The organism is Nocardia sp. NPDC050712 (assembly GCF_040654295.1).
Lineage (GTDB): Bacteria > Actinomycetota > Actinomycetes > Mycobacteriales > Mycobacteriaceae > Nocardia.
Map to the genome: position 1 here is coordinate 277432 of NZ_JBFAHT010000001.1, position 24077 is coordinate 301508.

Consider the following 24077-nt stretch of genomic DNA (forward strand, 5'->3'; position numbering starts at 1 on the left):
CGACATGGCGGTGAACCCGTTGCGTCCGGTGATCCTCGCGGCGGCCGACTCGCCGCGGATGAAGGCGGCGATCACCGGCACCAAGATCACCTCCGACATCGTGCGGCGGTTCGTGGCCGGCGAGACCCGCCGCGACCTGCTGCCCGTGGTCGGCGACCTGCTGGGCAGTCGCCGGCTGATCAGTGTCGACTTCCTCGGGGAGAACACCACCGACCGGGCACAGGCGGACGCCATGGTGGGCGAATACCTGGCGCTGATCACGGAATTGGCGGCGGCTCCGCGCCCCGACCTGGCCGGGATCGGTGCGGCGCCGGTGGAGGTGTCGGTGAAGCTGTCGGCGCTCGGGCAGGCGCTGCCCGGCGACGGTCCCGCGATCGCCACCGCCAACCTGCGCACGCTGTGCGAGAGCGCCGCCGATGCCGGGGTGTGGGTCACCGTCGACGCCGAGGACCACACCACCACCGACGCCACCCTGGCGACCGTGCGTGAGCTGCGGCCCGAATTCCCCTGGCTGGGTGCGGTTCTGCAGGCCTACCTGCATCGCACCGAGGCCGACTGCGCGGAGCTGTCCGGGCACGGCTCGCGAATCCGGCTGTGCAAGGGCGCCTATCGGGAACCGCGGGAGGTCGCCTTCCAGCGTGCGAGCGAGGTCACCGACTCCTACCTGCGCTGCCTGGAGATCCTGATGCGCGGGGCGGGCTATCCGATGGTCGCCACGCACGACCCGGTGCTGGTGCTGGCCGCCGAGCAGTTGGTCGCCGAAACCGGCCGCGACATCGGCAATTTCGAGCATCAGATGCTGTACGGCATCCGGGACACCGAACAGCTGCGGCTGGCGGAGGGCGGAATGGCGATGCGCGTCTACGTGCCCTACGGCAGCCAGTGGTACGGCTACCTGACCCGCCGGCTGGCCGAGCGCCCGGCGAATCTGACCTTCTTCCTGCGGGCGCTGGTCAGCAAGTCCTGATCAGACCAGCGGCTTGCCCAGGCGGCGGCGGATGCGCATATCGAGCAGGTAGGCGTTGACCGGGAACATCCGCGCCGGCTTGGGCAGCCGGGAGTGCACCGCCGAAATGGTGCGCAGGATCCGATCGAAGCGGGCGGCGTCGTGCGCGGTCCACGTCATCCGCATCTCGTCGCGCAGATGCTGGGGCAGCAGCCCGGTCACGATGAAGCGCTGCATCCGGGCGAAGGCCAGCTGGATCGGGCGCGGCATCATCTTCAGGTCGATCATCGCGTCGAAGTAGCGGCGCAGTTCGGGCTCGATGGACTTGGTGGCCAGGTTCTCCGCCCAGTAGCCCGCGAACGCGGCGCGATCGGCCGGCCACATCTCCGGCCGCATCTGCAAGGTGGTGCCCAGCCGCGCGCAGTACTGATAGAAGGCCTCGGCCGAGGCCGGATCCATCGGGCCGTGCATGCGGGTGTGCAGATCGTCGATGCCCCAGTAGAGGCAGGCCGCGACCCACAGTTGCAGTTTCGGGTCGAAGGCGTTGTATTTCACCGGGCTCGCCGCGGTGGACCGCACCGGCCGGTGGGATTCGTTGACCGCGTCGCGGTAGGCGACGCGCTCCTCGTCGGTGCCCATGAGGGCGACGGCGAGATAGGTCAGCGTGGTGCGCAGCCGCTTGACCGGGTGCAGGGTGACCTTCCCGCTGTCGACCGGGCTCTCCAGGACGCCGCGCCCGACCGGGCGCAGGCTGAGCTGCATGATGACGTTGGCCGCACCGCCGAGGAAGGCGGCGACACCGTCCAGGTGCTGTTGCACGGTGTCCGGAGTGAACGGGACGTAGGCGACCGGCTCGGAGTCGTGGGCGCGATATGCGGCTGTCATGGCTCTCCATTGAGCTGTGAGATGATTTGTATCGAACCTTCTCATCGTCTCGGCGAGCTGTCAATGCCGGGCCGCGACTGGATAGGGTGGACCCCATGGCGAGGCTGACCAAGTTGCTGTCGCTGGTGCGCAGCACCGGCCCCGAGGATCGCAATCAGGCGCGTGTCCTGGACGCGGCCTTGCTGGCGTTCCTCGATTTCGGCATCAAACGCACCAGCATGGTCGAGGTCGCCCGGCGTTGCGGTCTGTCCCTCGCGACGCTGTACCGGCGCTTCGCCAGCAAATCCGATCTGATCCAGGCCGTCGCGCTGCGCCAGACCCGCGAATTCATCGACGAGGTGGACGCGGTGCTGCAACGCCAGGTCGACCGCGACGCACCCGCCGAAGATCAGATCGTCGAATTGTTCGCCGCGTTCCTCAACGGGCTGCGCGAGAACAAGCTGGTGCACCGGCTGCTGGCCACCGAACCGGAATTCGTGCTGCCGTTCCTCACCACCCAGGGCGCGCCGATCATCGAATTGGGGCGCGATTATCTGGCCGAATTCGTCGCCCGGTTGCAGGCGGAAGGCAAACTGCCGGAATACGATCCGGCGCCGCTGTCGGAAATGATCGCGCGCACGGCGATTTCGCTGGCCCTCACGCCGCAGACGGTGATTCCGCTGGGTGACGACGCCGCGATCCGGCAGTTCGCCCGCGACCACGTGGTGGTGTCGTTCCGGGTGCCGCAGCGCTAGACCAGCCGCAGGCCCAGCCGCCGCCGCAACCGGAAGTCGGCCAGGTAGGCGTTGACCGGGAACATCCGGACCGGCCCCGGCATCCGGCCCGAGACGGCGCCGAGAGTGCGCAGCAGCGCGGCCAATACCTGGTCGTCGCGAGCGTTCCAGCGCATATTCATCTGCTCGCGCAGATGCGGTGGCAACATTCCGGCGACGACCCAGCGATGGAATCGGGCGAAGGGGAGCCGCAGCGGCAACGGCAGCATCTTCAAATCGATCAGGTCGTCGAAGTAGGCGCGGATCGGCGGATCGATCCGGGTGCGGGCCAGATTCTCGGCCCAATAGGCGTCGAATGCGGCCCGGTCGGCGGGCCACATCTCCGGGCGCATCTGCAACGTCGTGCCGAGTCGAGCGCCGAAATAGTAGAAGGCGTCGGCACTCGACGCGTCCATCGGGCCGTGCAGGCGCTCGTACATATCGCGCGCGCCCCAGTACAGGCAGGCCGCCACCCACAGTTGCAGTTTCGGGTCGAAGGCGTTGTATTTCACCGGGCTCGCGGCGGTGGAGCGCACCGCGCGGTGTGAGCGGTTCACGGCCGCGCGATAGGCCGCGCGCTCGTCCTCGTCGCCGAGCATGGCGACCGACAGGTAGGTGACCGTCGTGCGCAGCCGCTTGATCGGATGCAGCGTGACCTTGCCGCTGTCCACCGTGCTCTCCACCACGCCGTAGCCGACCGGTGGATCGGCGAGTTGCATGATCACATTCGCCGCCGCGCCGAAGAATGCGGTGGCGCCGTCGAGGTAGTGCGTGATGTCGAATTCGGCGCCGGGGAGCCCGGAATTGTGTGCTGCGCGAAGCGGACTGGTCATGATCGACCTCGTTCTCGTCGTTGAGAAGGTTATGCAATAACTTTCTCACCGCCTCGCGGGGGTGTCAACGGTCACAGTGCCCGCGGGCAGTAGCGTGGGCGGGTGTCCTATGGCCCGCCTTTGCTGCTCCGCTCGCTGAACCCGCTCGCCGTCGCCGCCGGGGCGGATATCCCCGACGCGGTGACCATCGACGGGACCACGCTCTCGCGCAGTGACCTGCTGGGCGCGGCCACCTCGGTGGCCGAGCGGATCGCGCGCGCCGAACGCGTCGCGGTGCTGGCCGAGCCGACCGTGCCGACGGTGCTCGCGGTGCTCGGCTGCCTGATCGCCGGCGTCACCGTGGTGCCCGTGCCGCCGGACTCCGGCACCGCCGAGCTCGCGCACATCCTGGCGGACTCCGGGGCGCAGGCCTGGCTCGGCGCGGCGCCGGAAAACGCTGGGCTCCCGGTGGTTCCGGTGCGCGTGCACGCCCGCTCCTGGCACACCTACCCCGAACCCGACCCGGCCACCACGGCTTTCGTGCTCTACACCTCCGGCACCACCGGCCCGCCGAAGGGCGTCGTGCTCAGCCGGGGCGCCATCGCCGCCGGCCTGGACGCGCTCGCCGAGGCCTGGGCCTGGACGCCCGGTGATGTGCTCGTGCACGGACTTCCGCTGTTCCACGTGCACGGCCTGATCCTCGGCCTGCTCGGCCCGCTGCGGGTGGGCAGCCCGCTGATCCACACCGGCAAGCCCACCCCGCAGGCCTACGCGGCGGCGCGCGGCACCCTGTACTTCGGGGTGCCGACCGTGTGGTCGCGCGTCGCCGAAGACGCCGATGCCGCACGGCAATTGGCGAGCGCGCGCCTGCTCGTCTCGGGCAGCGCGCCGCTGCCCGTGCCGGTGTTCGAGAAGCTGCGCGAGCTCACCGGCCACGCCCCGATCGAGCGCTACGGCATGAGCGAAACCATGATCACCCTGTCCACCCGCGCCGACGGCGAACGCCGTCCCGGCTGGGTCGGCACCCCCGTGGCCGGTGTCCGCACCCGGTTGCGCGACGAGGCGGGCAACGCGGTGCCGCACGACGGCGAAAGCATCGGCGGCCTGCAGGTTTCGGGCCCCATGCTCTTCGACGGCTATCTGAACCGGCCCGACGCCACCGCCGCGAGCACCACCTCCGACGGCTGGTTCGTCACCGGTGACGTCGCGGCCATCGACCCGGACGGCTGCCACCGCATCGTCGGCCGCGAATCGGTCGACCTGATCAAATCGGGCGGCTACCGCATCGGCGCGGGGGAGATCGAAACCGCGCTGCTCGGCCACCCGGCGGTCGCCGAGGTCGCGGTGGTGGGGCTGCCGGATGCCGACCTCGGTCAGCGCATCGTCGCCTTCGTGGTGGCCCGCGACGCGGCCGAGGCGAACGAGGACGAGCTGATCACCTATGTGGCCGAACAACTTTCGGTGCACAAACGGCCCCGCGAGATCCGGCTGGTGGCCGGGCTCCCGCGCAACGCCATGGGCAAGGTGCAGAAGAAGCAGCTGGGTTAGCGCGGCGTCTTGACCTCGAGTCGGCTCGAGGTTTTACGGTCTCGGACATGACTGCAGCCCTGGCCCAGGACCACATCGATTACCTGAAGACCCAGCAACTCGGGCGCTTGGCGACCGTGCGCGCGGACGGCTCGCCGCAGAACAATCCGGTGGGGTTCCACTACAACGCCGAACTCGGCACCATCGACATCGCGGGCTGGAATATGGGCGCGTCGTGGAAGTTCCGCAATCTGGCGGGCAACGATCAGGTGGCGTTCGTTGTCGACGACATCGCCTCGGTGCAGCCCTGGCGGGTGCGCTGCCTCGAAATCCGGGGTAGCGCCGAGGCTTTGACCGATGTCGACTCGTATCTGAGCGGCGTGCCGTCGCGGGAGATGATCCGCATCCACCCGACCCGCGTCATCGCGTTCGGGATCGGCGAGGAGGTCGCCGTCGGCTGACGGCGCACGCCCACCGGCGCGGTGCCGGTGGGCGTTTCGGGATCAGTCGTTCGCGTGCAGCGCGGCGTTGAGCTCGATGCCGGTGCCCTTGCGGGGCACCACCTCGACGGCGCCGGTCTGCGAGTTGCGGCGGAAGAGCAGGTTGTTCTGGCCGCTCAGTGCCGCGGCCTTGACCACGGTGCCGTCCGGGGTGCTGACCTTGGTGCCGGCGGTCAGGTACAGCCCGGCCTCCAGGACGCAGTCGTCGCCGAGCGGGATGCCCAGGCCGGAGTTGGCGCCAAGCAGCGAGCGCTCGCCGATGGAGATGATGGTGGTGCCGCCGCCGGACAGGGTGCCCATGGTGGACGCGCCGCCGCCGATGTCGGAACCCTCGCCGACCACGACGCCCGCCGAGATCCGGCCCTCGACCATCGAGTTGCCGAGCGTGCCAGCGTTGAAGTTCACGAAGCCCTCGTGCATGACCGTGGTGCCCGAGGCCAGGTGCGCGCCGAGGCGGACCCGGTCGGCGTCGCCGATGCGCACGCCGGAGGGGACCACGTAGTCGACCATGCGCGGGAACTTGTCGATGCTGTACACGGTGACCGGGCCGCGGGCGCGCAGCTTGGCCCGCACCGTCTCGAAGCCCTCCACCGCGGCGGGGCCGTGATTGGTCCACACCACGTTGCTGAGCAGGCCGAACTGGCCGTCCAGGCTCACTCCGTGCGGCTGGACCAGCCGATGCGAGAGCAGGTGCAGGCGCAGGTACACGTCGTGCGCGTCGATCGGCGCGGCCGACAGATCGGCGATGGTGGTGCGCACCGCGATGACATCGACGCCGCGGGCGTCGTCGAAACCGAGCAGCGCTGCGTACTCCGCGGGCGCGTCCTCCAGGCGCTTGGTGCCGGTCTCGGCGAACTCGCCCAGTTCCGGGCTCGGGTACCAGGTGTCCAGGACGGTTCCGTCCGCGGTCACATTGGCGATACCGACTGCTACTGCTCCCTGAATGCTCACGTCAGAAGAGGTTACCCACTCTCGCCGAACAGCAGGAACCTACCTCTTCGTCAGTCTAGCCAAATTTGGCTACTCGAGTTACGCTCGCGGCCTAGGTAACCAATTTTGGCTAGTCAGGAGATCGGGATGTCCGCAGTAACCCCCTATGTGATGGTCGATGACGCCACCGTCTTCCGCGCGTTCCTGGAGCAGGTCTTCGACGCGCAGGTGCCCACGGTGGTGCCGTTGCCCTCGGACCCCGGCCGCATCATGCACGCCGAAGCGCGGATCGGCGAAAGTTCGCTCTATTTCGCCGATTCCGGCGCTGCCGGTGAGCGCTGCCTGCGCTCGCCGCAGGAGCCGGTGCACGTGCAGCTCTGGTCCACCGTGCCCGATCCCGAAGCCGCCCACGAGCGGGCACTCGCCGCGGGCGCGCGGTCGGCCGCGCCGGTCGGCGTCCAGGACGACGGCAGCCGGATGGGTGCGTTCGTCGACCCGTTCGGCACACTGTGGTGGGTCACCGCACCCGCCTGACATTCGACCGGGAGGTACCACGTGACGGCGGTTCGACTGCTCGTGCTCGGCGCGGTCCGGCGCCGCGGTCGTGCGCACGGCTATCAGGTGCGCGCCGATCTGGAGTCCTGGGGCGCGCACGAATGGGCCCGGGCCACCTCGGGTTCGGTGTACCACGCGCTCAAGTCCCTGACCAAGGACGAACTGCTGCGCGCGCACGACACGATGCCGAGTGAAGCGGGCGGACCGCCGCGCACGGAATACGAATTGACCACCGCCGGCGAGCAGGCCCACCAGCAACTGCTGCGGTCCGCGCTGGCGCACCGCGACCCCCGCCTGGACCTGCTCGCGGCGGCGGTCGGCTTCATCGACGATCTCCCGCGCGCCGACGCCATCGCGCTACTGCGCGACCGCGCCCGGGAACTCGGGGAGTGGCGCGCCAGCATCACCACGAACCTCCCACCGGACACCGACCTCGAAACCTGGGGCCCGGTCGGCGAGGTGCTCGGCCTGTGGCTCGATACCGCCGACAGCCGCACCGCCTGGACTCAGCGCCTGATCGCCCGCCTGGAGGGCGGCGCCTTCACCATGGCCGACGACTGACGCAGACGCGGTCGTAGGGTGGTGGCGTGACTCTGGACCTGTCTGCCGATCCCATCGCGCTCACCGCCGCCCTCGTCGACATTCCCAGCGAGTCGCTGGACGAGAAGGTGATCGCGGACCTCGTCGAGCAGGCGCTGCGCGAGCAGACGCGGGGGTTCGAGGTGGTGCGGCACGGGAACGTCGTGCTCGCCCGGACGAATCTGGGGCGGCCGGAGCGGGTGATCCTGGCGGGGCATCTGGACACCGTGCCGATCGCGGACAACGTGCCGAGCCGTTTCGAACGGGACGCGGCGGGGGAGCAGGTGCTCTACGGCTGCGGCACCGTCGATATGAAGTCGGGGGACGCGGTATTCCTGCACCTGGCCGCGACCATCGCCGATCCGGTGCACGATCTGACGCTGATCTTCTACGACGGCGAGGAGATCGCGGCCGTGCACAACGGGCTCGGTCACATCGAACGGGACCTGCCGCAATGGCTGGAAGGTGACCTGGCGATTCTCGGGGAGCCGTCCGGCGGCTGGATCGAGGCGGGCTGCCAGGGCACGCTGCGGGCCCGGATCGGCACCGCGGGCGTGCGCGCGCACTCGGCTCGCTCGTGGAAGGGCGACAACGCGATTCACCAGCTGGCCCCGATCCTGGCGCGCCTGGCCGACTACCGGGCCCGCGAGGTCGACATCGACGGCTGCGGCTACCGGGAGGGCCTGTCCGCGGTGCGGATCGCGGGTGGCGTGGCGGGCAATGTCATCCCGGACGCCGCCGAGCTGGACGTGAACTTCCGCTTCGCCCCCGACCGCTCCGTCGAGCAGGCCATCGCGCACGTGCGCGAGGTCTTCGACGGCCTCGAGGTGGACTTCGAGATCACCGACTCCGCCCCCGGCGCGCTGCCCGGTCTGACCGCGCCCGCCGCGAAGGGCCTGATCGACTCGGTGAACAGCCACGGCGGCGGCGGTATCCGCGCCAAATACGGCTGGACCGACGTCTCCCGTTTCGCCGCGCGCGGCATCCCCGCCGTCAACTTCGGCCCGGGCGACCCCAACCTCGCGCACAAGCGCGACGAGCACTGCCCGACCGCGCAGATCACCGCGGTCACCGCGATGCTGCGCACCTACCTCACCGGCGCCTGATCCGGTGGTCACGGCCCGGCGGTAGCGTGGAGCGCATGTCCAGCGACGCTGCCGAACCCGAGGTTGACCGTCCGCCGGTGGCCGGTACCCCGGCCCCGAATCCCCCCGCGAACGACCCGCCGGCCGGTCGTTCGCCGATGCTCGGCACGCCCGTCGAGAGTGCCCCGGTCACCAGTGGCGCGGTGCCGGGTCTGCCCAGATCCACGCCCAAGATGCGAGGCCCCATCATGTTCCGGCGCGACCGTAAGCCCGGCCTGCGGACCGCCGATCAGAACCTGCTCGACGACCACGGCCCCAGCGACTGGGTGCACACCGACCCGTGGCGGGTGCTGCGGATCCAGTCCGAGTTCGTGGAGGGCTTCGGCGCGCTGGCCGAGGTGCCGCCGGCGGTGGCGGTCTTCGGTTCCGCGCGCACACCCGTCGACCACCCCGAGTACCAGGCGGGCATGGCGATCGGCGCCGCGCTGGCCCGGGCCGGGTTCGCGGTGATCACCGGCGGCGGCCCGGGCGCGATGGAGGCGGTGAACCGCGGCGCCTCCGAGGCGGGCGGGTATTCGATCGGGCTCGGCATCGAGCTGCCGTTCGAGCAGAGCCTCAACGAGTGGGTCGACCTGGGGATCAACTTCCGGTACTTCTTCGCGCGCAAGACCATGTTCGTGAAGTACTCGCAGGCTTTCGTCTGTCTCCCGGGCGGTTTCGGCACCCTGGACGAACTGTTCGAGGCGCTGACCCTGGTGCAGACCCGCAAGATCACCCGGTTCCCGATCATCCTGTTCGGCACCAGGTACTGGTCCGGCCTGATGGATTGGCTGCGCGACTCGCTCGGCGGCTCCGGCAAGATCGCGCACGGCGATCTGAGCCTGTTGCACGTCACCGACAGCGTCGAGGACGTGGTGTCGATCATTACCAGTAATGCCGCGGCGGACATCGCCGCCGATGCGATCGGTACGGAGGATCTGTGGTGAGTGCGCCGGTGGTACAGCCCTATTCGGTGTGCGTGTATTGCTCGGCGAGCACGGTCGACACCGACTATCTGGCGCTGGCCGGCCAGGTCGGCACCGAGATCGCCGGTCGCGGCTGGCAACTGGTGTCCGGCGGCGGCAACGTGTCGATGATGGGCGCGGTCGCCACCGCGGCCCGGGCCGGTGGCGCGAACACCGTCGGCGTCATCCCGAAGCACCTGGTGCACAAGGAAGTCGCCGACACCTCCGCCGACGAGCTGGTGGTCACCGACACCATGCGCCAGCGCAAGCAGATCATGGAGGAACGCGCCGACGCTTTCCTGACGCTGCCCGGCGGCATAGGCACGCTCGAGGAGTTCTTCGAGACGTGGACGGGTGGCTATCTCGGCGAGCACGAGAAGCCGGTGGTGCTGCTGGACCCGAACGGCTTCTACCGCGGCCTGGTCGACTGGCTCGGCGAGCTGCACCAGCGAAAGTTCGTGCCGCAGTCGGCTTTGGATCGCATCACAGTGGCTAACACCATGGAAGCGGCCTTCGCGGCGCTGAAACCAGGGCTCGAATAGGAGAACCGTTGTGAGCGAAACACGGAACACGGTCAGCCTGCTGGATCTGGCCAAGTCGTTGCCCCGCATGGCCTTCGACGCGCCGTCGATGCTGCGCGGAGCCCGGGGCATGCTGGTGCGCGGCGGGGACAAGGCCTCGGTCGGCCTGTACTTCCAGCGCAACGCGCACCGGCATCCGGATCGGTTGTTCCTGCGGTTCCAGGGGCAGAAGTTCACCTACCGCGAGGCCAACGCCGAGGTGAACCGGTACGCGCATGTGCTCGCCGAGCGCGGTGTCGACCGTGGTGACGTGGTCGGGGTCCTGATGACCAACCGGCCCGAGACCTTGTTCGTCGCGCTGGCGGTGGTCAAGCTCGGCGCCACCGTCGGCCTGCTCAACTACAACCAGCGCGACGAGGTGCTCGCGCACAGCTTCGGCCTGCTGGAGAGCGTGCTGAACGTGATCGGCGAGGAGTGCCGGGAAGCGTTCGACTCGCTCGCCGAACCGCCGTCGAACGTGTTGTTCAGCAACGATCTTCGCGACGCCGCCCGCGACGCCGACGCCTCGGACCCGCCGGTCTGCGCGCAGGTCACCGCCCGCGAGCGCGCCTTCCTGATCTTCACCTCCGGCACCACCGGCCTGCCCAAGGCCAGCGTGATGACGCATCGGCGCTGGACCCAGTCGATGTCCGGCCTCGGCGGCCTGGGCGTGCGCCTGAACACCGGCGACGCCCTCTACTGCTGCCTGCCGCTCTATCACAACAACGCGCTCACGGTGGCGCTGTCGTCGGTGCTCTCGGGCAGTGCCACCTACGTGCTCGGCGAGAAGTTCTCCGCCTCCGGTTTCTGGGACGAGATCATCCGCGAGCAGGCGACGGCGTTCATCTACATCGGTGAGCTCTGCCGCTATCTGCTGAACCAGTCGCCCAAGCCGGCCGATCGGCAGCATCGGGTGCGGCTGGCCGTCGGCAACGGCCTGCGCCCGGAGCTGTGGGACGAGTTCAAGAGCCGGTTCGGGATCGACCGCATCGTCGAGTTCTACGGGGCCAGCGAGGCGCCGGTCGCGTTCGTCAACGCGTTCGGGGTGGATCGCACCGCCGGGTTCACGGTGCTGCCGTACACGATCGTGGAATACGACGAGGAGAACGGCGCAGCCAAGCGGGACTCCGCCGGTCGGCTGCGCCGGGTCGGCGCGGGCGGGATCGGGTTGTTGCTGGCCAAGGTCACCGACAGTCAGCCGTTCGACGGCTACACCGATGCGGACGCGACCGAATCCAAGCTGGTGCGCGACGCCTTCAAGCCCGGCGACTCCTGGTTCGACACCGGCGACCTGGTCCGCAACCAGGGCTGGTGGCACATCGCCTTCGTCGACCGGCTCGGCGACACCTTCCGCTGGAAGGGCGAGAACGTGGCCACCACCCAGGTCGAGGGCGCGCTGAACAAGGCCGACGCCATCGACGAGGCGGTGGTCTTCGGCGTCGATATCCCCGGCGCCGACGGCAAGGCGGGCATGGCCGCGGTCACCCTGCGCGCGGACACCGAGTTCGACGGCAAGGCCCTCGCCGACCTGGCGCACGACCAGCTGCCCGGGTACGCGGTGCCGCTGTTCGTCCGGGTCGTCTCCGAGCTGGAGCAGACCTCCACGTTCAAGAGCCGCAAGGTCGACCTGCGCAAGCAGGGCTACGAACCCGACGACGCCACCGAGCTCTATGTCCTGTCCGGCCGTTCGGAGGGCTACGTCCCGTTCTACGACGACTACCCCGACGACGTCGCGGCGCGGCGCGCCCCCAAGTAGTCGCACGGCTCCCCGTCGATCTTGAGGCGGGGTTCCCCTGGGTACAGTCAAGGTCATGTTCAGCCCTGCCGTAACGCCGCTTCCCACCCTGTGCGGCAGGCCGGTGCGGACGGATCGGGCACTGGTGATGGCGATCGTGAATCGCACCCCTGATTCGTTCTACGACCAGGGCGCGACCTTCAGCGACGCGGCCGCGATGGACGCGGTCGCGCGGGCGGTGGACGAGGGCGCCGATCTGGTCGACATCGGCGGGGTGAAGGCGGGGCCGGGCAATCTCGTGGATGCCGCCGAGGAAGCCCGCCGGGTCGTGCCCTTCGTTGCGGAGATCCGCGGTAAATATCCCCAGCTATTGATCAGCATCGATACCTGGCGGGCCGAGGTGGCGCGGGCCGCGGTCGACGCGGGTGCGGATCTGATCAACGACACCTGGGCCGGCGCGGACCCCGATCTGGTGCGGGTAGCTGCGGAAACGGGCGCCGGAATCGTGTGCAGCCACACCGGCGGGGCGGTGCCACGGACTCGCCCGCACCGCGTCCGGTACGCCGACGTGGTCGAGGAAGTCACCGGGACCGTGGTGAACGCGGCCGAGCAGGCGCTTGCGGCAGGTGTGCGCCGGGATTCGATCCTGATCGATCCGACCCACGATTTCGGCAAGAACACCTATCACGGGCTCGAGTTGTTGCGGGCAATCGACGTTCTCGTAAAAACCGGATGGCCAGTCCTGATGGCACTGAGCAACAAGGATTTTATCGGGGAGACTCTAGGTGTCGGTCTATCCGAACGATTGGAGGGCACATTGGCAGCAACCGCATGGTCCGCGGCCGCAGGCGCCCGGGTCTTCCGAGTCCACGAAGTTGCCGCAACCCGTCGCGTGGTCGACATGATCGCCGCGATCCAGGGCATCCGGCCCCCAGCGCACACCCTGCGAGGTCTGGTATGACGATCAACACCTGGGACAACCCCGAATGGCCGATCGAGGAGCTGGTGGCCGCCAAGGCCGGCCGCACCGTCTCGGTCGTGCTGCCCGCATTGAACGAAGAAGCCACGGTCGCCGCCGTGGTGGCCAGCATCCGGCCCCTGCTGGGCACCCTCGTGGACGAACTGATCGTCCTCGATTCCGGCTCCACCGACGCCACCGCCGAGCGCGCCCGCGCCGCCGGGGCCGAGGTGTTCAGCCGGGAACAGGCCGTCCCCGAACTCGATCCGGCCCCCGGCAAGGGCGAGGTGCTGTGGCGCTCGCTGGCCGTGGCCGAGGGCGATCTGATCGCCTTCGTCGACTCCGACCTCATCGACCCCGACCCGGCCTTCGTCCCGAAGCTGCTGGGCCCGTTGCTGACCGTCGACGACATGCAACTGGTCAAGGCCTACTATCGTCGTCCGCTGCGCCGGGGCGGCGAGGTCGAGGCGCACGGCGGCGGCCGGGTCACCGAGCTCGTCGCGCGCCCGCTGCTGGCCGCCCTGCGGCCCGAGCTATCCCAGGTGCTGCAGCCCCTGGGCGGCGAATACGCGGGCAGCAGAGAGCTTTTGACCTCGGTGCCCTTCGCACCGGGCTACGGCGTCGAAATCGGCTTGCTGCTCGACACCTACGACCGGCTCGGCCTGGAAGCCATCGGTCAGGTCAACCTGGGCGTGCGGACCCACCGCAACCGCCCGCTCGCCGACCTCGGCGTGATGTCACGCCAGATCCTCGGCACGGTCCTCGGCCGCAGCGGCGTGCAGGACTCCGGCGCCGCGCTCACCCAATTCCCCATGATCGGTGACGCTTTCACCGCGCAGAGCACCGAGGTCTCACTCACCGACCGCCCCCCGATGAACACCCTGCGCCCCACCCGCGTCGCCGCGTGACCGTCGCAGGCCCGACCCTTCGCCGCGTGCTCAGCGTCGCGTACGCGGCGCCATGACGCGCGAGTCGGAAGGGTCGTGCCGGTAGACGGGGGTGAGCAGGTCGGCATCGACCGGCTCGCCGGTGCCGCGGTCGTAACGCACCGCGATCAGCACCGAGAACAGGTGATTGGCGGCGCGCTCGTGCAGCGTCGCCAGGCGGGTGGCCAGCAGCCGGACGGCGCCCAGCGAACCGGGCGGGTGCAGGCCGTCGATGATCAGGCAGGTGCCGCGGCCGTCGGGGCGCGGCAGCCGGGCCAGATAGGCGATGTCGTGCGGATCCGGGCCGCCGGGCCGGTAGACCCGGCGCGCGGCGCGATCCTCGATGCCCCGGCGGGCGTCACCGGCGCGGGCCACCGCGCGGCGCAGGCGCGGGTCGGCGGCGATGAGCTGGCGCAGGCTGGGGGAGAGCTCGGGGCCGCCGACGATGATCAGCCCGTCCCGGTTCAGATCGATCGGGCGCCCCGGCAGGAAATGTTCGATGGTCGCGCCGAACCCGAGCTCGTGCAGCAACTCGGCCAGCCGCGCGGGCGCGGTGGCGTCGGGTGCGCCCAGCACCCGCCCCGCGCGCACCTCCGGCGCGATCACGGTGACGGGACCGTGCCCGAAGAACAACCCCTCCGGTGCCGGACCCTGCGTGCTCACCTGATGGATGCGGGCGCGGGAAAGACCCGCGGCCGCACCGATTCTGGCGAAGGTCCAGCCCTCGGCGTGTAGCTCCCGGATCACCGCTCGGCGAATCCGGGTGAGTTCGTTGATGGTCTGCTGGGCCGCCGCTACCCCGTCGGTCGCCGCTTTGAGCCGCTCGACCTTGTCCTCGATAGCGAAGACCCGTGCCACGTCATCGGCCGACATGTGCGAAGTCTAGACAGCTGGACAGTGTCAGGTGTCTAGAACGCTTGACGCCGGTGACCTTGCTCGGCCTAGGTGGCGTCGTTGTCGATCGGTGGAGTTTCGTTGCGCTCCAGCGGTTTCTGCGGCTTCAGCATGGGGTGCGCGGGCATCTGAGTGCCGTTCCGAAGATCTCCGACAGCGCCGTCGATTTCCTTGAACACCGAATCGTCACCGCCCAGCAGATGTTTGGTGACCACCGCGCGCGGCGACATCCCGCGCAGCTCGTTCAGCTCGGCCAGCGGTTTGCGCAGATCGTCGAACTCCGGGCCGAGCTCCTGTTTGAGCTGGGTGGTCGCGCCGCTGGCGTAATCGCGCACCTGACGCAGGCTGCGCGTGGTCCAGCGAACCGCGCCGGGCAGACGCTCCGGGCCGAGGATCACTAGGGCTGCGACGAGCAAGATGACCATCTCGCTCCAGCCGATGTTGCTGAACACGGATCCCAGCGTACCCGGAGGTCACGCCACTTCTCAGTCGGACTCGAGGGTGACCGGCACGTCTACCTGCCTGCCATCGCGGATCAACTGCACGTTCACCCGCTCGCCGATCTTGTGCTGCTGCACGGCGACCGTCAGTTCCTCGGGCCCGGTCACTTCCCGGTCCCCGATCTTGACGATCACGTCGCCCTCGACGATGCCCGCCTTGGCCGCGGGGCCACCCGGCTCCACATCGGCGACCGCGGCGCCGCTCATCACCTCGTTGGCGACCGTCTTGGTGCGCGCCGACAAGCCGATCTTGGCGTGGTGCATCTGCCCGTCGCGGATCAGCGTCTGCGCGACCGTGGTCACCACATCGGCCGGGATGGCGAAGCCGAGACCGACCGAACCGCCGGACTCGCTGCGGATCGCGGTGTTGATACCGATCAGCCGGCCCTGCATGTCGACCAGCGCGCCACCGGAGTTACCCGGGTTGATCGCGGCGTCGGTCTGCACGGCGTCGATGACGGCGTTGGTGTCGCTGCCCTCACCGGCCAGCTTCACCGGCCGGTGCAGCGCGCTGACGATGCCGGAGGTGACGGTCTTGCTCAGGCCCAGCGGCGAACCGACGGCCAGCACGTCGTCGCCCACCTGGACGTCCGCGGACTTGCCGATCTCGGCCACCGTGAGGTTCTTCACATCGACCTTGAGCACCGCGAGGTCGGTCTTCTGATCGCGGCCGACCAGCTGCGCGGGCACCCGGGTGCCGTCGGAGAAGGTCACCTGCATGACCGCGCGGTTGCTCTTGTCCTGCGCGGCCATCGAGATCACGTGATTGTTGGTGACCACGTAGCCGGCGCCGTCGATCACCACGCCGGAGCCGGTGGCGCCGTTGTCGCCGACCGTCACGCGGATCGAAACCACCGACGGCAGTACGGCATTGGCGACCTGGGAGATCTGGCCGTGCGGCTGCTCGGGCGCGTCACCCTGTTCCAGGGCCACCTTGCGCGAGGTCAGGGTCTGCGAGGTCTCGGCCGTCAGCCGGCCGACCAGACCACCCACCAGGCCGATGGCGAGCGCGACAGCGGCCAGCAACGCCAGCGCCTTGGGCGCGACGCGGGAACCGAAGAGCACCTCGCGGGCACTGAGCCTGTGCGACTGCGGTAGCGCCTCGGGCGCGGGCGTCTCGACCGCCGGGGCACCGAGCCGCGCGGGTGCGTTCGGATCACGCCACGGATCCGCGGGACCGGCGACGGCGGGATGGGCGTCGTCGGCATCGGGATCACGTTGCAGCAGTTCGCTGGAACCCGCGGGCCGGCCGAAAGCCTCGGCGAGCACCGAATCCGGCGGGCGGTTCTGCAATTCCGGGCCGAGTTGCGGCGCGGCATCGGGGGCACCGCCCGGTGAATACGCGGCGAAGGATCCGACCTGCCCGGCGGGCCTGCCGAAAGTCGAGGCGGTATGCGGATCTACCTGGGGGCGATTAACCGGTCTCGGGCCCAATACGGGCGCATCTGACGGCCTCAGGCTTCCCCGATTGGCCGCCGAATCGTTGGTGTCGGCCGATCCGGTGTTCTGCGATTCGGTGGTCACGCGTGAAACTCTACTTGCGCCACCACTGTGCCCACCGGGTCGCGGTGAACGAATCCGGCAGAAAACCGAAAACTGCCTCGGTACGCGAGTTTCCCGGCGCGGAATGGGCCGGCCGATCGGACGGCGGACCCGCGCTCGGACCGGCGCCGGGCAATTCGCCGAGCGGGATGCGGCTCAAAGTGTCGTGCAGGCCGTGCGGAATCCGGATCGGGCCGGACTGGCGCAACGCGATGCGCGCCTGCTGCTGTGCGTCGACCTCGGCCGCGCACTCGGGGCACTGGGACAAATGCTGAGCGGCGCGCAAATAAGCGTTCATCCGCAACTCGCCGTCCACATAGGCGGCGATCGCTTCGCTCGCCAGATGCTCGGTGGGACGAAAACGCGGCCTAGCTTCGCCACTCATTCGGTGCTCACCCTTCCGACCGGCAACATCCATCTGCTGACGGTGAGGCCGGCTCCCGAAGCCGACAGTCGGTTCGGTGCCCGGCTCACCCAAGGCTCGTGGCCGCGGTAATCCGCTGCCCAGCTCCATTATGCGCAAGGTGCTCACGCAGTGCCTGGCGGCCGCGGTGGATTCGGCTGCGCACAGTGCCCAGTTTCACGCCCAGCGTCGCGCCGATCTCCTCGTAGGACAGGCCCTCGATGTCGCAGAGCACGACCGCGGCGCGGAATTCCGGAGCCAGCGCGTCCAGCGCCGATTGCAGCTCGGGATCCAGGCGGGCGTCGTGGTAGGCGTCCTCGGGGGTCGGGCCCTCGGCCGGCACCCGGTCGTAGTCCTCGGGCAGCGCTTCCATCCGGATGCGGTTGCGGCGGCGGACCATGTCCAGGAACAGGTTGGTGGTGATGCGGTGCAGCCAGCCCTCGAAGGTGCCCGGCTGGTAGTTGGACAGGGAGCGGAAGACCCGGATGAAGGTCTCCTGGGTGAGGTCCTCGGCGTCCTGCGCGTCGCCGGAGAGCCGGTAGGCCAGCCGGTAGACGCGGTCGGCGTGCTCGCGGACCAGTTCGTCCCAGGAGGGCATGACCGTGCGATCGCCGGTGGCGTCGAACGCGGCGGTGCCGGTCAGTTCTTCCTCGGGGATCTCGGAGGCATCGGAATCAAGGGGAAAGGCCTGCTCAGGCAGGGTCGACTGCTCGGGAACAGTGGTGGGGTGCCCCGAAAGCGCCGCAAACGAACCTTTGACCATGTGGATGGGGCTACCTCCTACTCAGGACCGTAAACACGGCAGTAGCGAATACAACCGACAACCTGTATGTCGTTGTTCCCGCCCCCGCCGTTGCGCGGTCGACTGGTCTTGCTTGCCCCTACTCTTTCCTGTGCTTGTATGCCGGGGATATGGAGATCCTGAGGGTCGGCTGAGAAACTCGGCGGGGCCGAAACCGTGTTGTCACAACGCCGATAACACGTTCTCCGCATTAGCCTCATAGGCGTGGCATCGAATCTGGAGCAAAATCTCGCCTACGTGGAGGAATCCGTGGTGGAGGACGAGGTACTCGTCGGCGCGCGGGAACGGGCCACCGAGCTCGGCGCGGCGCCGGTGCCCCCGTCGGTCGGGGCTTTGCTGAGTATGTACTCCCAGTTGCTCGGGGCCCGCGCGGTGGTCGAGGTGGGCACCGGAGCGGGGATCAGCGGGCTGTGGCTGCTCGACGGTATGCGCGAGGACGGCACGCTCACCACGATCGATTCCGAGCCCGAGCATCAGCGTGCCGCCAAGGAGGCTTTCCGCACCGCGGAGATCCCGCCCGCCCGGACCCGGCTGATCAACGGCCGCGCCCTGGACGTGCTGCCCCGGCTCGCCGACGGCGCCTACGACCTGGTCTTCATCGACGCGGCGCCGATGGAGCATCCGGAATACGTCGAGCAGGCCGTCCGGCTGCTGCGCCAGGGCGGCGCGATCATCCTGCACAACGCGCTGCTCGGCGGGCGCGTTCCCGATGCGGCCCAACGTGATCCGGCGACCCAGGCGGTGCGCGCGGCGACCCGCGCCATCGCCGAGAACCCGGAGTTGACCAGTGTGCTGATCCCCGTCGGCGACGGTTTGCTCTGCGCCTCGCGCGGCTGATTCCTTTGCCCCGCAGGGGGTAACCGGCAACCACTACACAGGGTTGCAGAGGTACAGCATGACGTGGCAGAGCGGGTCCGAATTCGTCGAAGGTGTGCACGTAGGGCATATCGCCACCGAGAAATCGGTGCCCTATTGGCTGATTATGGTCTTGTCGGTCGTCGGTTTGATGGTCGCGGCGGCGGTGATTGTGCTTGTGTTGGTCAGCAACGCCGATTTCGACACCGGACCGACTAAAGCGCCGCCGCCGCCGGGAACCTGCGCACCGTTCTGCACCGAGCCCGCACGCTGAACGCGACCACGGCCCGGTCACAGTGAAGGGTCAGTGCCATGTGGGAGGGCTGGGAAGAAGAGCAGCGAGCCCGCCGCCGCCGGTTTCGCAACCGGGAGGCCTACGACGCCTACGAGGCGTACGACGATCCGGGCCCTGACCGCGCCTACGACAACCGCGCCTACGACAACCGGGGCTACGACACCGATCGCCGCGCGGACGGGCAGACCGACTGGGCCGGCGCCGCGATCATCTTCGTGCTCCTGCTGGTCGGGGCCATCGTGCTCCTGGTGCTGGTCAGTACCGCCGATTTCGGTGGCGACCCCGAGACCACGGTCCCGCGTACCCCGGGGCCCTGCGCGCCGTTCTGCACCGGCCCGCAATCCGGGCCCTAGACCCAGATCCCCTTGCCGACGGTGACGATGCCTCCGTGACTGATGGCGAACCGGTCCCGGTCGCGCTCGACGTCCACGCCGATGATCTCGCCCTCGCCGACGACCACGTTCTTGTCCAGGATGGCCCGGCGCACCACCGCGCCCCGCCCGATCCGCACACCCGGCATCAGCACGCTGCCCTCGACGGTCGCGCCGTCGTCGATCATGACGTTGGAGCTGAGCACGGAATTGCGCACGGTGGCCGCGGACAGAATGCTGCCCGCGCCGACGATCGACTCCTGGGCCAGCCCACCCTGCGCGAACTTGGCGGGCGGAAGGTTCTCGGCGGCCCCGCGGATCGGCCAGTGCCGGTTGTAGAGGTTGAACACCGGGTGCACCGAGACCAGGTCCATGTGCGCCTCGTAGAAGGCGTCGATGGTGCCGACGTCGCGCCAGTAGCCGCGGTCGCGGTCGGTGGCGCCGGGCACCTCGTTGTCGGCGAAGTCGTAGACCGCGGCGTCCCCGGCGGCGACCAGCGCCGGGATGATGTCGCCGCCCATGTCGTGGTCGGAGTCGTTGTCCTCGGCGTCGGCGCGGATGGTGTCCACCAGCACCTTGGTGCTGAAGACGTAGTTGCCCATCGAGGCGAAGGTGACGTTCGGGTCGTCCGGGGTGCCCGGCGGGTGCGCGGGCTTCTCCAGGAACTGGGTGATCCGGCCGGACTCGTCGGAATCGATGCAGCCGAACGCGCTCGCCTCACTGCGCGGCACCCGGATGCCCGCGACCGTCACGCCCGCGCCGGAGGCGATGTGCGCGGAGACCATCTGCTCCGGATCCATCCGGTACACGTGGTCGGCGCCGAAGACCACGATGTAGTCCGGGTCCTCGTCCTGGATCAGATTCAGCGACTGCATGATCGCGTCGGCGCTGCCGGTGTACCAGCGCGGGCCTAGCCGCTGCTGCGCGGGCACCGGGGTGATGTATTCACCGGCGAACCCGGACAGCCGCCAGGTCTGGGAGATGTGGCGGTCCAGCGAGTGCGACTTGTACTGGGTGAGCACGCACAGCCGCAGATATCCGGCGTTCACCAGGTTGCTGAGCACGAAATCGATGAGGCGGTAGGCACCGCCGAAGGGGACGGCAGGCTTGGCCCGGTCCGCGGTGAGGGGGAACAGTCGCTTGCCCTCGCCACCGGCGAGCACGATCCCGAGTACGTGCGGCTGGCTCCTCACACAGCCAAACTACCGTGAAGTAGTCCGCTGAGTGGCCCGAGCCGAGCCGAGCGTCTAGTTTGAAGTGGGTGAGTTTCGGCACGGATGGGGGAGTTTTCGCGGCGGGCCCCGAGGGGCTCCGGGTCGCGATGCTGACTCGCGAGTACCCGCCGGAGATCTACGGCGGCGCCGGCGTGCACGTCACCGAGCTCACCGCGCGGCTGCGCCGGCTGGCCGATGTCACCGTGCACTGCATGGGCGTCTCGCGCACGGATGCCGTTGTGCACCAACCTGATCCGCTGCTCCAGGAGTCCAATCCGGCACTGCGGATGATGTCCGCGCAACTGCGCATGGCCGACGCCGCCGGGCATGTCGACGTGGTGCATTCCCACACCTGGTACACCGGGCTGGCCGGGCATCTGGCCGCCACGCTGTACGGCATTCCGCACGTGCTGACCGCGCATTCGCTGGAGCCGCGCCGGCCGTGGAAAGCCGAACAATTGGGCGGGGGCTACCGGGTCTCGTCCTGGTCGGAACGCAACGCGGTCGAACACGCGGACGCCGTCATCGCGGTGAGCGACGGCATGCGCCGCGATGTGCTCGACGCCTATCCGGCCGTCGACCCCGATCGCGTGCACGTGGTCCGCAACGGCATCGACGCCGAGCTGTGGCACCCGGGCCCCGCCGCACCCGGCGCCCGGCCGATCCTGGCCGAGCTGGGGGTGCGTACCGACCGCCCGATCGTGGCCTTCGTCGGGCGGATCACCCGGCAGAAGGGCGTCGGCCACCTGCTGGCCGCCGCCCGCGCCTTCGATCCGGACATTCAGCTGGTGCTGTGCGCGGGCGCGCCGGACACCCGCGAACTCGAAGTGGAGACCGCGGCCGCGGTGGACGAACTGCAGCGGGTGCGCGGCAACGTGTTCTGGGTGCGCGAGATGCTGCCCACCGAGCAGATCCGGCAGATCCTGTCCGCGGCCACCGTTTTCGTCTGCCCGTCGGTGTACGAGCCGCTGGGCATCGTGAATCTGGAGGCGATGGCCTGCGCGACCGCCGTCGTCGCCTCCGACGTCGGCGGCATCCCCGAGGTCGTCGCCGACGGCGGCACCGGGCGCCTGGTGCACTACGACCCGCAGGAGCCCGCGGCCTACGAGCGGGCCCTGGCCGCGGCCGTCAACGAGGTCGCCGGGGATCCGGAACTCGCGGCCCGGTTCGGGGCGGCCGGGCGCAAGCGCGCGATCGCCGAATTCGACTGGTTCCGCATTGCCGAGCAGACCATCGCGGTCTACGACCTGGTGCGCAAGAGCTAGGCGCGGCCGTAGGTCGCGACGGTGACCGACGCGGTCACCTCGAGCTGTTCGGGGAGCCCGCTCGGATCCCGGCCGGCGTCGTGGAAGGCGGACGGGCCCATCCCGATGACCTGCCCGATGTCGGCGCGGGCCAGCTTCATCGGATAGTCGACGACGACACGGTCCCGGAGTTCGAAATGACCGGTCATCGCCGCGGCGAGGCGGCGCTCCTTGTCGGGGTCCACCGTCACCATGCCCAGCGGCCCGACCAGCTCGGCCAGGTGCCGCACGGTCGGGGTGGCCACCACGAAGCGGCCGTCGGCGCGCAGCACCCGCGCCACCTCGGCCGGATTGCGCGGAGCGAACACCGACACGGCCCGGTGCACCGTGTCCGCGCGCAGCGGCAGACCGCGCCAGGCGTCGGCCAGCACCGCCGCGGCGCGCGGATGGGCACGCGCGCAGCGCCGGGCAGCGGCCTTGGCCACATCCAGTGCGATGCCGCGGGCCGCGGGTGCGTTGTCGAGTGCGCGAGCGAGGTAGTAGCCGGTGCCCGCGCCGATTTCCAGCATGACGACGGCCGGCTCGTCGGCCGGTGCCGCGGCCGCGGAGACCGCGTCGGAGATGGGTGTGAAGTGCCCGCCGCCCTGAAAGGCGGAACGGGCGTCCAACATGGCGGGTGTATCGCCGGTCATCTTGGTGGAAGCGCCGGTCAGCAGGCTGACATAGCCCTGCTTGGCGAGATCGAAGCTGTGGCCCTGCGGGCAGCGCAGTACCCGGTCGGACGGCTCCAAACCGAGACCGCATTCTGGGCAGGCCAATAATCCGGCCAGCTCAGCAAGCACACGACTAGCTGGTGACACTCTTCAATTCGTCACCGAGCGCCGCTGCTTCATCCGGCGTGAGTTCGACGACCAGACGCCCGCCACCCTCGAGTGGAACCCGCATCACGATTCCACGCCCTTCTTTGGTTGCCTCGAGGGGACCGTCCCCGGTGCGGGGCTTCATGGCCGCCATCCTCTGCTCCCTCCAGATCTGCGCGGTAATCCTGCGCACTTTCTTGGAACTCCAGTTGTCACCAACTAGGTAGCTCGCCGGCATTTGGCGAGCTACACCGCACCTATTCTTCCCTATCGCCGTTGTGGACGGATACCTGAGTTCGAAATGTGACCCCGGGACCACTGTCGGGCACGTCACGTTTCACCCAGCAATCGACCAGATGGTCGTCGACCATTCCGGTCGCCTGCATCAGTGCGTAGGCCGTGGTGGGCCCTACGAAACGGAATCCCCGGCGCTTCAATTCTTTTGCCAGAGCGACGGATTCGGCTGTGGTGGCGGGCACGTCGGCGAGCGCGCGGGGCCGCGGCCGGGGGGCCGGCGCGAAGCTCCAGAGCAGCTCGTCGAGCCCGATATCGAGATCGCGGGCAACCTGGGCGTTGGTGATCACCGCGTCGATCTTGAGGCGGTTTCTGACGATGCCCGCGTCCGCCATCAGCCGGGCCACGTCGGCCGGGCCGAACCGGGCCACCCGCTCGATCTCGAAGCCGGCGAACGCGGTGCGGAAGGCGGGCCGCTTGCGCAGAATCGTGATCCAGGACAGCCCCGACTGGAAGGCCTCCAGGCACATCCGCTCGAACAGGGCGTCGTCGCCGCGCACCGGCTTACCCCACTCGTGATCGTGGTACTCCCGATACAGCTCGGAGCCCTCCGACCAGCCACAGCGGATCAGCCCGTCGGCGGGGAGCTCGAGGCTCACTGGTGATCGCGGGGCTGGGCCGGCCCGGCTTCGAAGCTGTAGGCGGCCGGGGGCGGCGGCGCATCCGGGAGCGGGTGCTTGGCCGCGGCCGGTGCGTGCCGGGCCCGGGTATGGGCCAGCTCGGTCTGCAATTCGTCGATGCGCGCGGCCAGCCGGGCCAGCGCCCAGTCGACCTCACCGGCTTTGTAGCCCCGGACCACCTGCTGGAACCGCAGCGACCGGACATCGGCCCCGGTGATCCCCTCGGCGGGCAGCACGGTGGTGGTGGTGCCCTCCGGGAGCGGCCCGAGCTCCTCCCCGCGCCCGAACACCGCACTCGCCAGCAGGAACAGCACGACGGCCACCAGGCCGACGATCAGCACGTACAGAAGCAGCGTGAGCATGGGTTCGAGCTTATTGGCACCCGCCGACAACCGGTACAGCTCACCCCGGCGGAATTCGGACCTCGCG

The 24077-nt window shown here is 69.3% G+C and carries 29 protein-coding genes; 16 read left to right on the top strand and 13 right to left on the bottom strand.

The window, feature by feature from the left end; translation table 11 throughout:
• Positions 1–4 precede the first annotated feature (4 nt).
• Positions 5–967: a proline dehydrogenase family protein gene (locus AB0H76_RS01375; protein WP_357315732.1), complete on the top strand. Its 963-nt coding sequence runs from the start codon at positions 5–7 to the stop codon at positions 965–967.
• On the opposite strand, the gene AB0H76_RS01380 is transcribed toward AB0H76_RS01375, so the two are convergent.
• Positions 968–1831: an oxygenase MpaB family protein gene (locus AB0H76_RS01380; RefSeq protein WP_357315735.1), complete on the bottom strand. Its 864-nt coding sequence runs from the start codon at positions 1829–1831 to the stop codon at positions 968–970.
• Between the two features lie 95 nt (positions 1832–1926).
• Between AB0H76_RS01380 and AB0H76_RS01385 the strand changes: the two genes are divergently transcribed.
• A complete protein-coding gene (locus tag AB0H76_RS01385) occupies positions 1927–2565 on the top strand; it encodes a TetR/AcrR family transcriptional regulator (RefSeq protein ID WP_357315738.1) in 639 nt (212 codons plus the stop codon).
• Here the strand turns inward: AB0H76_RS01385 and AB0H76_RS01390 are convergent.
• Positions 2562–3416 carry an oxygenase MpaB family protein gene (locus AB0H76_RS01390; RefSeq protein ID WP_357315740.1) on the bottom strand — a complete coding sequence of 285 codons (855 nt, stop codon included), beginning with the start codon at positions 3414–3416 and terminating at the stop codon, positions 2562–2564. The two genes, AB0H76_RS01385 and AB0H76_RS01390, sit on opposite strands and share 4 nt — an antisense overlap.
• 120 nt (positions 3417–3536) lie before the next feature.
• On the opposite strand from AB0H76_RS01390, the gene AB0H76_RS01395 reads away from it, so the two are divergent.
• Both AB0H76_RS01395 and AB0H76_RS01400 read left to right on the top strand, forming a co-directional pair.
• Positions 3537–4943, top strand: coding sequence for an acyl-CoA synthetase (locus AB0H76_RS01395; RefSeq protein WP_357320283.1), 1407 nt, complete (start codon positions 3537–3539; stop codon positions 4941–4943).
• 47 nt (positions 4944–4990) lie between these two features.
• On the top strand, positions 4991–5383 hold the full coding sequence (locus tag AB0H76_RS01400; protein ID WP_357315743.1) for a PPOX class F420-dependent oxidoreductase: 393 nt from the start codon (positions 4991–4993) through the stop codon (positions 5381–5383).
• Between the two features lie 42 nt (positions 5384–5425).
• Here AB0H76_RS01400 and dapD read toward each other — a convergent pair whose 3' ends face one another.
• Entirely contained in the window at positions 5426–6373 is a 948-nt protein-coding gene (dapD, locus tag AB0H76_RS01405) for a 2,3,4,5-tetrahydropyridine-2,6-dicarboxylate N-succinyltransferase (RefSeq protein ID WP_357315746.1), read from the bottom strand.
• A gap of 126 nt (positions 6374–6499) precedes the next feature.
• On the opposite strand from dapD, the gene AB0H76_RS01410 reads away from it, so the two are divergent.
• The 8 genes from AB0H76_RS01410 to AB0H76_RS01445 all read left to right on the top strand — a co-directional run bounded on the left by AB0H76_RS01410 (position 6500) and on the right by AB0H76_RS01445 (position 13736).
• Positions 6500–6886 (top strand): VOC family protein, encoded by a 387-nt coding sequence (locus tag AB0H76_RS01410; protein ID WP_357315749.1) that lies wholly within the window; start codon positions 6500–6502, stop codon positions 6884–6886.
• A 21-nt stretch (positions 6887–6907) separates the two neighbouring features.
• Complete coding sequence (locus AB0H76_RS01415; RefSeq protein ID WP_357315752.1) at positions 6908–7468, top strand: PadR family transcriptional regulator; 561 nt, start codon at positions 6908–6910, stop codon at positions 7466–7468.
• 26 nt (positions 7469–7494) lie between these two features.
• Positions 7495–8592 carry a succinyl-diaminopimelate desuccinylase gene (gene dapE, locus AB0H76_RS01420; RefSeq protein ID WP_357315755.1) on the top strand — a complete coding sequence of 366 codons (1098 nt, stop codon included), beginning with the start codon at positions 7495–7497 and terminating at the stop codon, positions 8590–8592.
• A 227-nt stretch (positions 8593–8819) separates the two neighbouring features.
• Positions 8820–9557: a TIGR00730 family Rossman fold protein gene (locus AB0H76_RS01425; RefSeq protein ID WP_357320286.1), complete on the top strand. Its 738-nt coding sequence runs from the start codon at positions 8820–8822 to the stop codon at positions 9555–9557.
• Positions 9554–10117, top strand: coding sequence for a TIGR00730 family Rossman fold protein (locus tag AB0H76_RS01430; RefSeq protein WP_357315758.1), 564 nt, complete (start codon positions 9554–9556; stop codon positions 10115–10117). The genes AB0H76_RS01425 and AB0H76_RS01430 overlap by 4 nt, the downstream gene beginning before the upstream one ends.
• 10 nt (positions 10118–10127) lie before the next feature.
• Entirely contained in the window at positions 10128–11891 is a 1764-nt protein-coding gene (locus AB0H76_RS01435; protein ID WP_357315761.1) for a long-chain-acyl-CoA synthetase, read from the top strand.
• A 55-nt stretch (positions 11892–11946) separates the two neighbouring features.
• Positions 11947–12831, top strand: a complete 885-nt coding sequence (folP, locus tag AB0H76_RS01440) for a dihydropteroate synthase (protein WP_357315764.1) — start codon at positions 11947–11949, stop codon at positions 12829–12831.
• Positions 12828–13736 (top strand): glucosyl-3-phosphoglycerate synthase, encoded by a 909-nt coding sequence (locus AB0H76_RS01445; protein ID WP_357315767.1) that lies wholly within the window; start codon positions 12828–12830, stop codon positions 13734–13736. Before folP ends, AB0H76_RS01445 begins: the two co-directional genes overlap by 4 nt.
• Positions 13737–13766: 30 nt before the next feature.
• On the opposite strand, the gene AB0H76_RS01450 is transcribed toward AB0H76_RS01445, so the two are convergent.
• The 5 genes from AB0H76_RS01450 to sigE all read right to left on the bottom strand — a co-directional run bounded on the left by AB0H76_RS01450 (position 13767) and on the right by sigE (position 17856).
• Positions 13767–14627, bottom strand: coding sequence for a hypothetical protein (locus AB0H76_RS01450; protein WP_357315770.1), 861 nt, complete (start codon positions 14625–14627; stop codon positions 13767–13769).
• A 68-nt stretch (positions 14628–14695) separates the two neighbouring features.
• On the bottom strand, positions 14696–15100 hold the full coding sequence (tatB, locus tag AB0H76_RS01455) for a Sec-independent protein translocase protein TatB (protein WP_357315772.1): 405 nt from the start codon (positions 15098–15100) through the stop codon (positions 14696–14698).
• A gap of 33 nt (positions 15101–15133) precedes the next feature.
• Positions 15134–16672: a trypsin-like peptidase domain-containing protein gene (locus AB0H76_RS01460; RefSeq protein WP_357315775.1), complete on the bottom strand. Its 1539-nt coding sequence runs from the start codon at positions 16670–16672 to the stop codon at positions 15134–15136.
• A gap of 10 nt (positions 16673–16682) precedes the next feature.
• Positions 16683–17075, bottom strand: coding sequence for a zf-HC2 domain-containing protein (locus tag AB0H76_RS01465; protein WP_357315778.1), 393 nt, complete (start codon positions 17073–17075; stop codon positions 16683–16685).
• Positions 17076–17160: 85 nt separating this feature from the next.
• The gene (gene sigE / locus AB0H76_RS01470) at positions 17161–17856 is read right to left on the bottom strand and encodes an RNA polymerase sigma factor SigE (protein WP_357315781.1); all 696 of its coding nucleotides are present in this window, start codon (positions 17854–17856) and stop codon (positions 17161–17163) included.
• A gap of 237 nt (positions 17857–18093) precedes the next feature.
• Between sigE and AB0H76_RS01475 the strand changes: the two genes are divergently transcribed.
• The 3 genes from AB0H76_RS01475 to AB0H76_RS01485 are packed head-to-tail and all read left to right on the top strand — an operon-like array spanning position 18094 to position 19398.
• A complete protein-coding gene (locus AB0H76_RS01475) occupies positions 18094–18732 on the top strand; it encodes an O-methyltransferase (RefSeq protein WP_357320288.1) in 639 nt (212 codons plus the stop codon).
• A gap of 58 nt (positions 18733–18790) precedes the next feature.
• The gene (locus tag AB0H76_RS01480; RefSeq protein WP_357315784.1) at positions 18791–19024 is read left to right on the top strand and encodes a hypothetical protein; all 234 of its coding nucleotides are present in this window, start codon (positions 18791–18793) and stop codon (positions 19022–19024) included.
• A 38-nt stretch (positions 19025–19062) separates the two neighbouring features.
• Entirely contained in the window at positions 19063–19398 is a 336-nt protein-coding gene (locus tag AB0H76_RS01485) for a hypothetical protein (protein ID WP_357315787.1), read from the top strand.
• Here the strand turns inward: AB0H76_RS01485 and glgC are convergent.
• A complete protein-coding gene (gene glgC, locus AB0H76_RS01490) occupies positions 19395–20609 on the bottom strand; it encodes a glucose-1-phosphate adenylyltransferase (protein ID WP_357315790.1) in 1215 nt (404 codons plus the stop codon). The genes AB0H76_RS01485 and glgC overlap by 4 nt on opposite strands.
• A gap of 128 nt (positions 20610–20737) precedes the next feature.
• Between glgC and glgA the strand changes: the two genes are divergently transcribed.
• Positions 20738–21895, top strand: a complete 1158-nt coding sequence (gene glgA / locus AB0H76_RS01495) for a glycogen synthase (protein WP_357320291.1) — start codon at positions 20738–20740, stop codon at positions 21893–21895.
• Here glgA and AB0H76_RS01500 read toward each other — a convergent pair.
• The 4 genes from AB0H76_RS01500 to AB0H76_RS01515 form a co-directional block, all read right to left on the bottom strand.
• Positions 21892–22716, bottom strand: coding sequence for a putative RNA methyltransferase (locus tag AB0H76_RS01500; protein ID WP_357315792.1), 825 nt, complete (start codon positions 22714–22716; stop codon positions 21892–21894). The two genes, glgA and AB0H76_RS01500, sit on opposite strands and share 4 nt — an antisense overlap.
• A 4-nt stretch (positions 22717–22720) precedes the next feature.
• Positions 22721–22888 (bottom strand): DUF3117 domain-containing protein, encoded by a 168-nt coding sequence (locus AB0H76_RS01505; protein WP_011211259.1) that lies wholly within the window; start codon positions 22886–22888, stop codon positions 22721–22723.
• 103 nt (positions 22889–22991) lie between these two features.
• Complete coding sequence (locus AB0H76_RS01510; RefSeq protein ID WP_357315795.1) at positions 22992–23627, bottom strand: DNA-3-methyladenine glycosylase I; 636 nt, start codon at positions 23625–23627, stop codon at positions 22992–22994.
• Positions 23624–24010: a DivIVA domain-containing protein gene (locus AB0H76_RS01515; RefSeq protein WP_357315797.1), complete on the bottom strand. Its 387-nt coding sequence runs from the start codon at positions 24008–24010 to the stop codon at positions 23624–23626. Before AB0H76_RS01515 ends, AB0H76_RS01510 begins: the two co-directional genes overlap by 4 nt.
• Between the last annotated feature and the right edge of the window lie 67 nt (positions 24011–24077).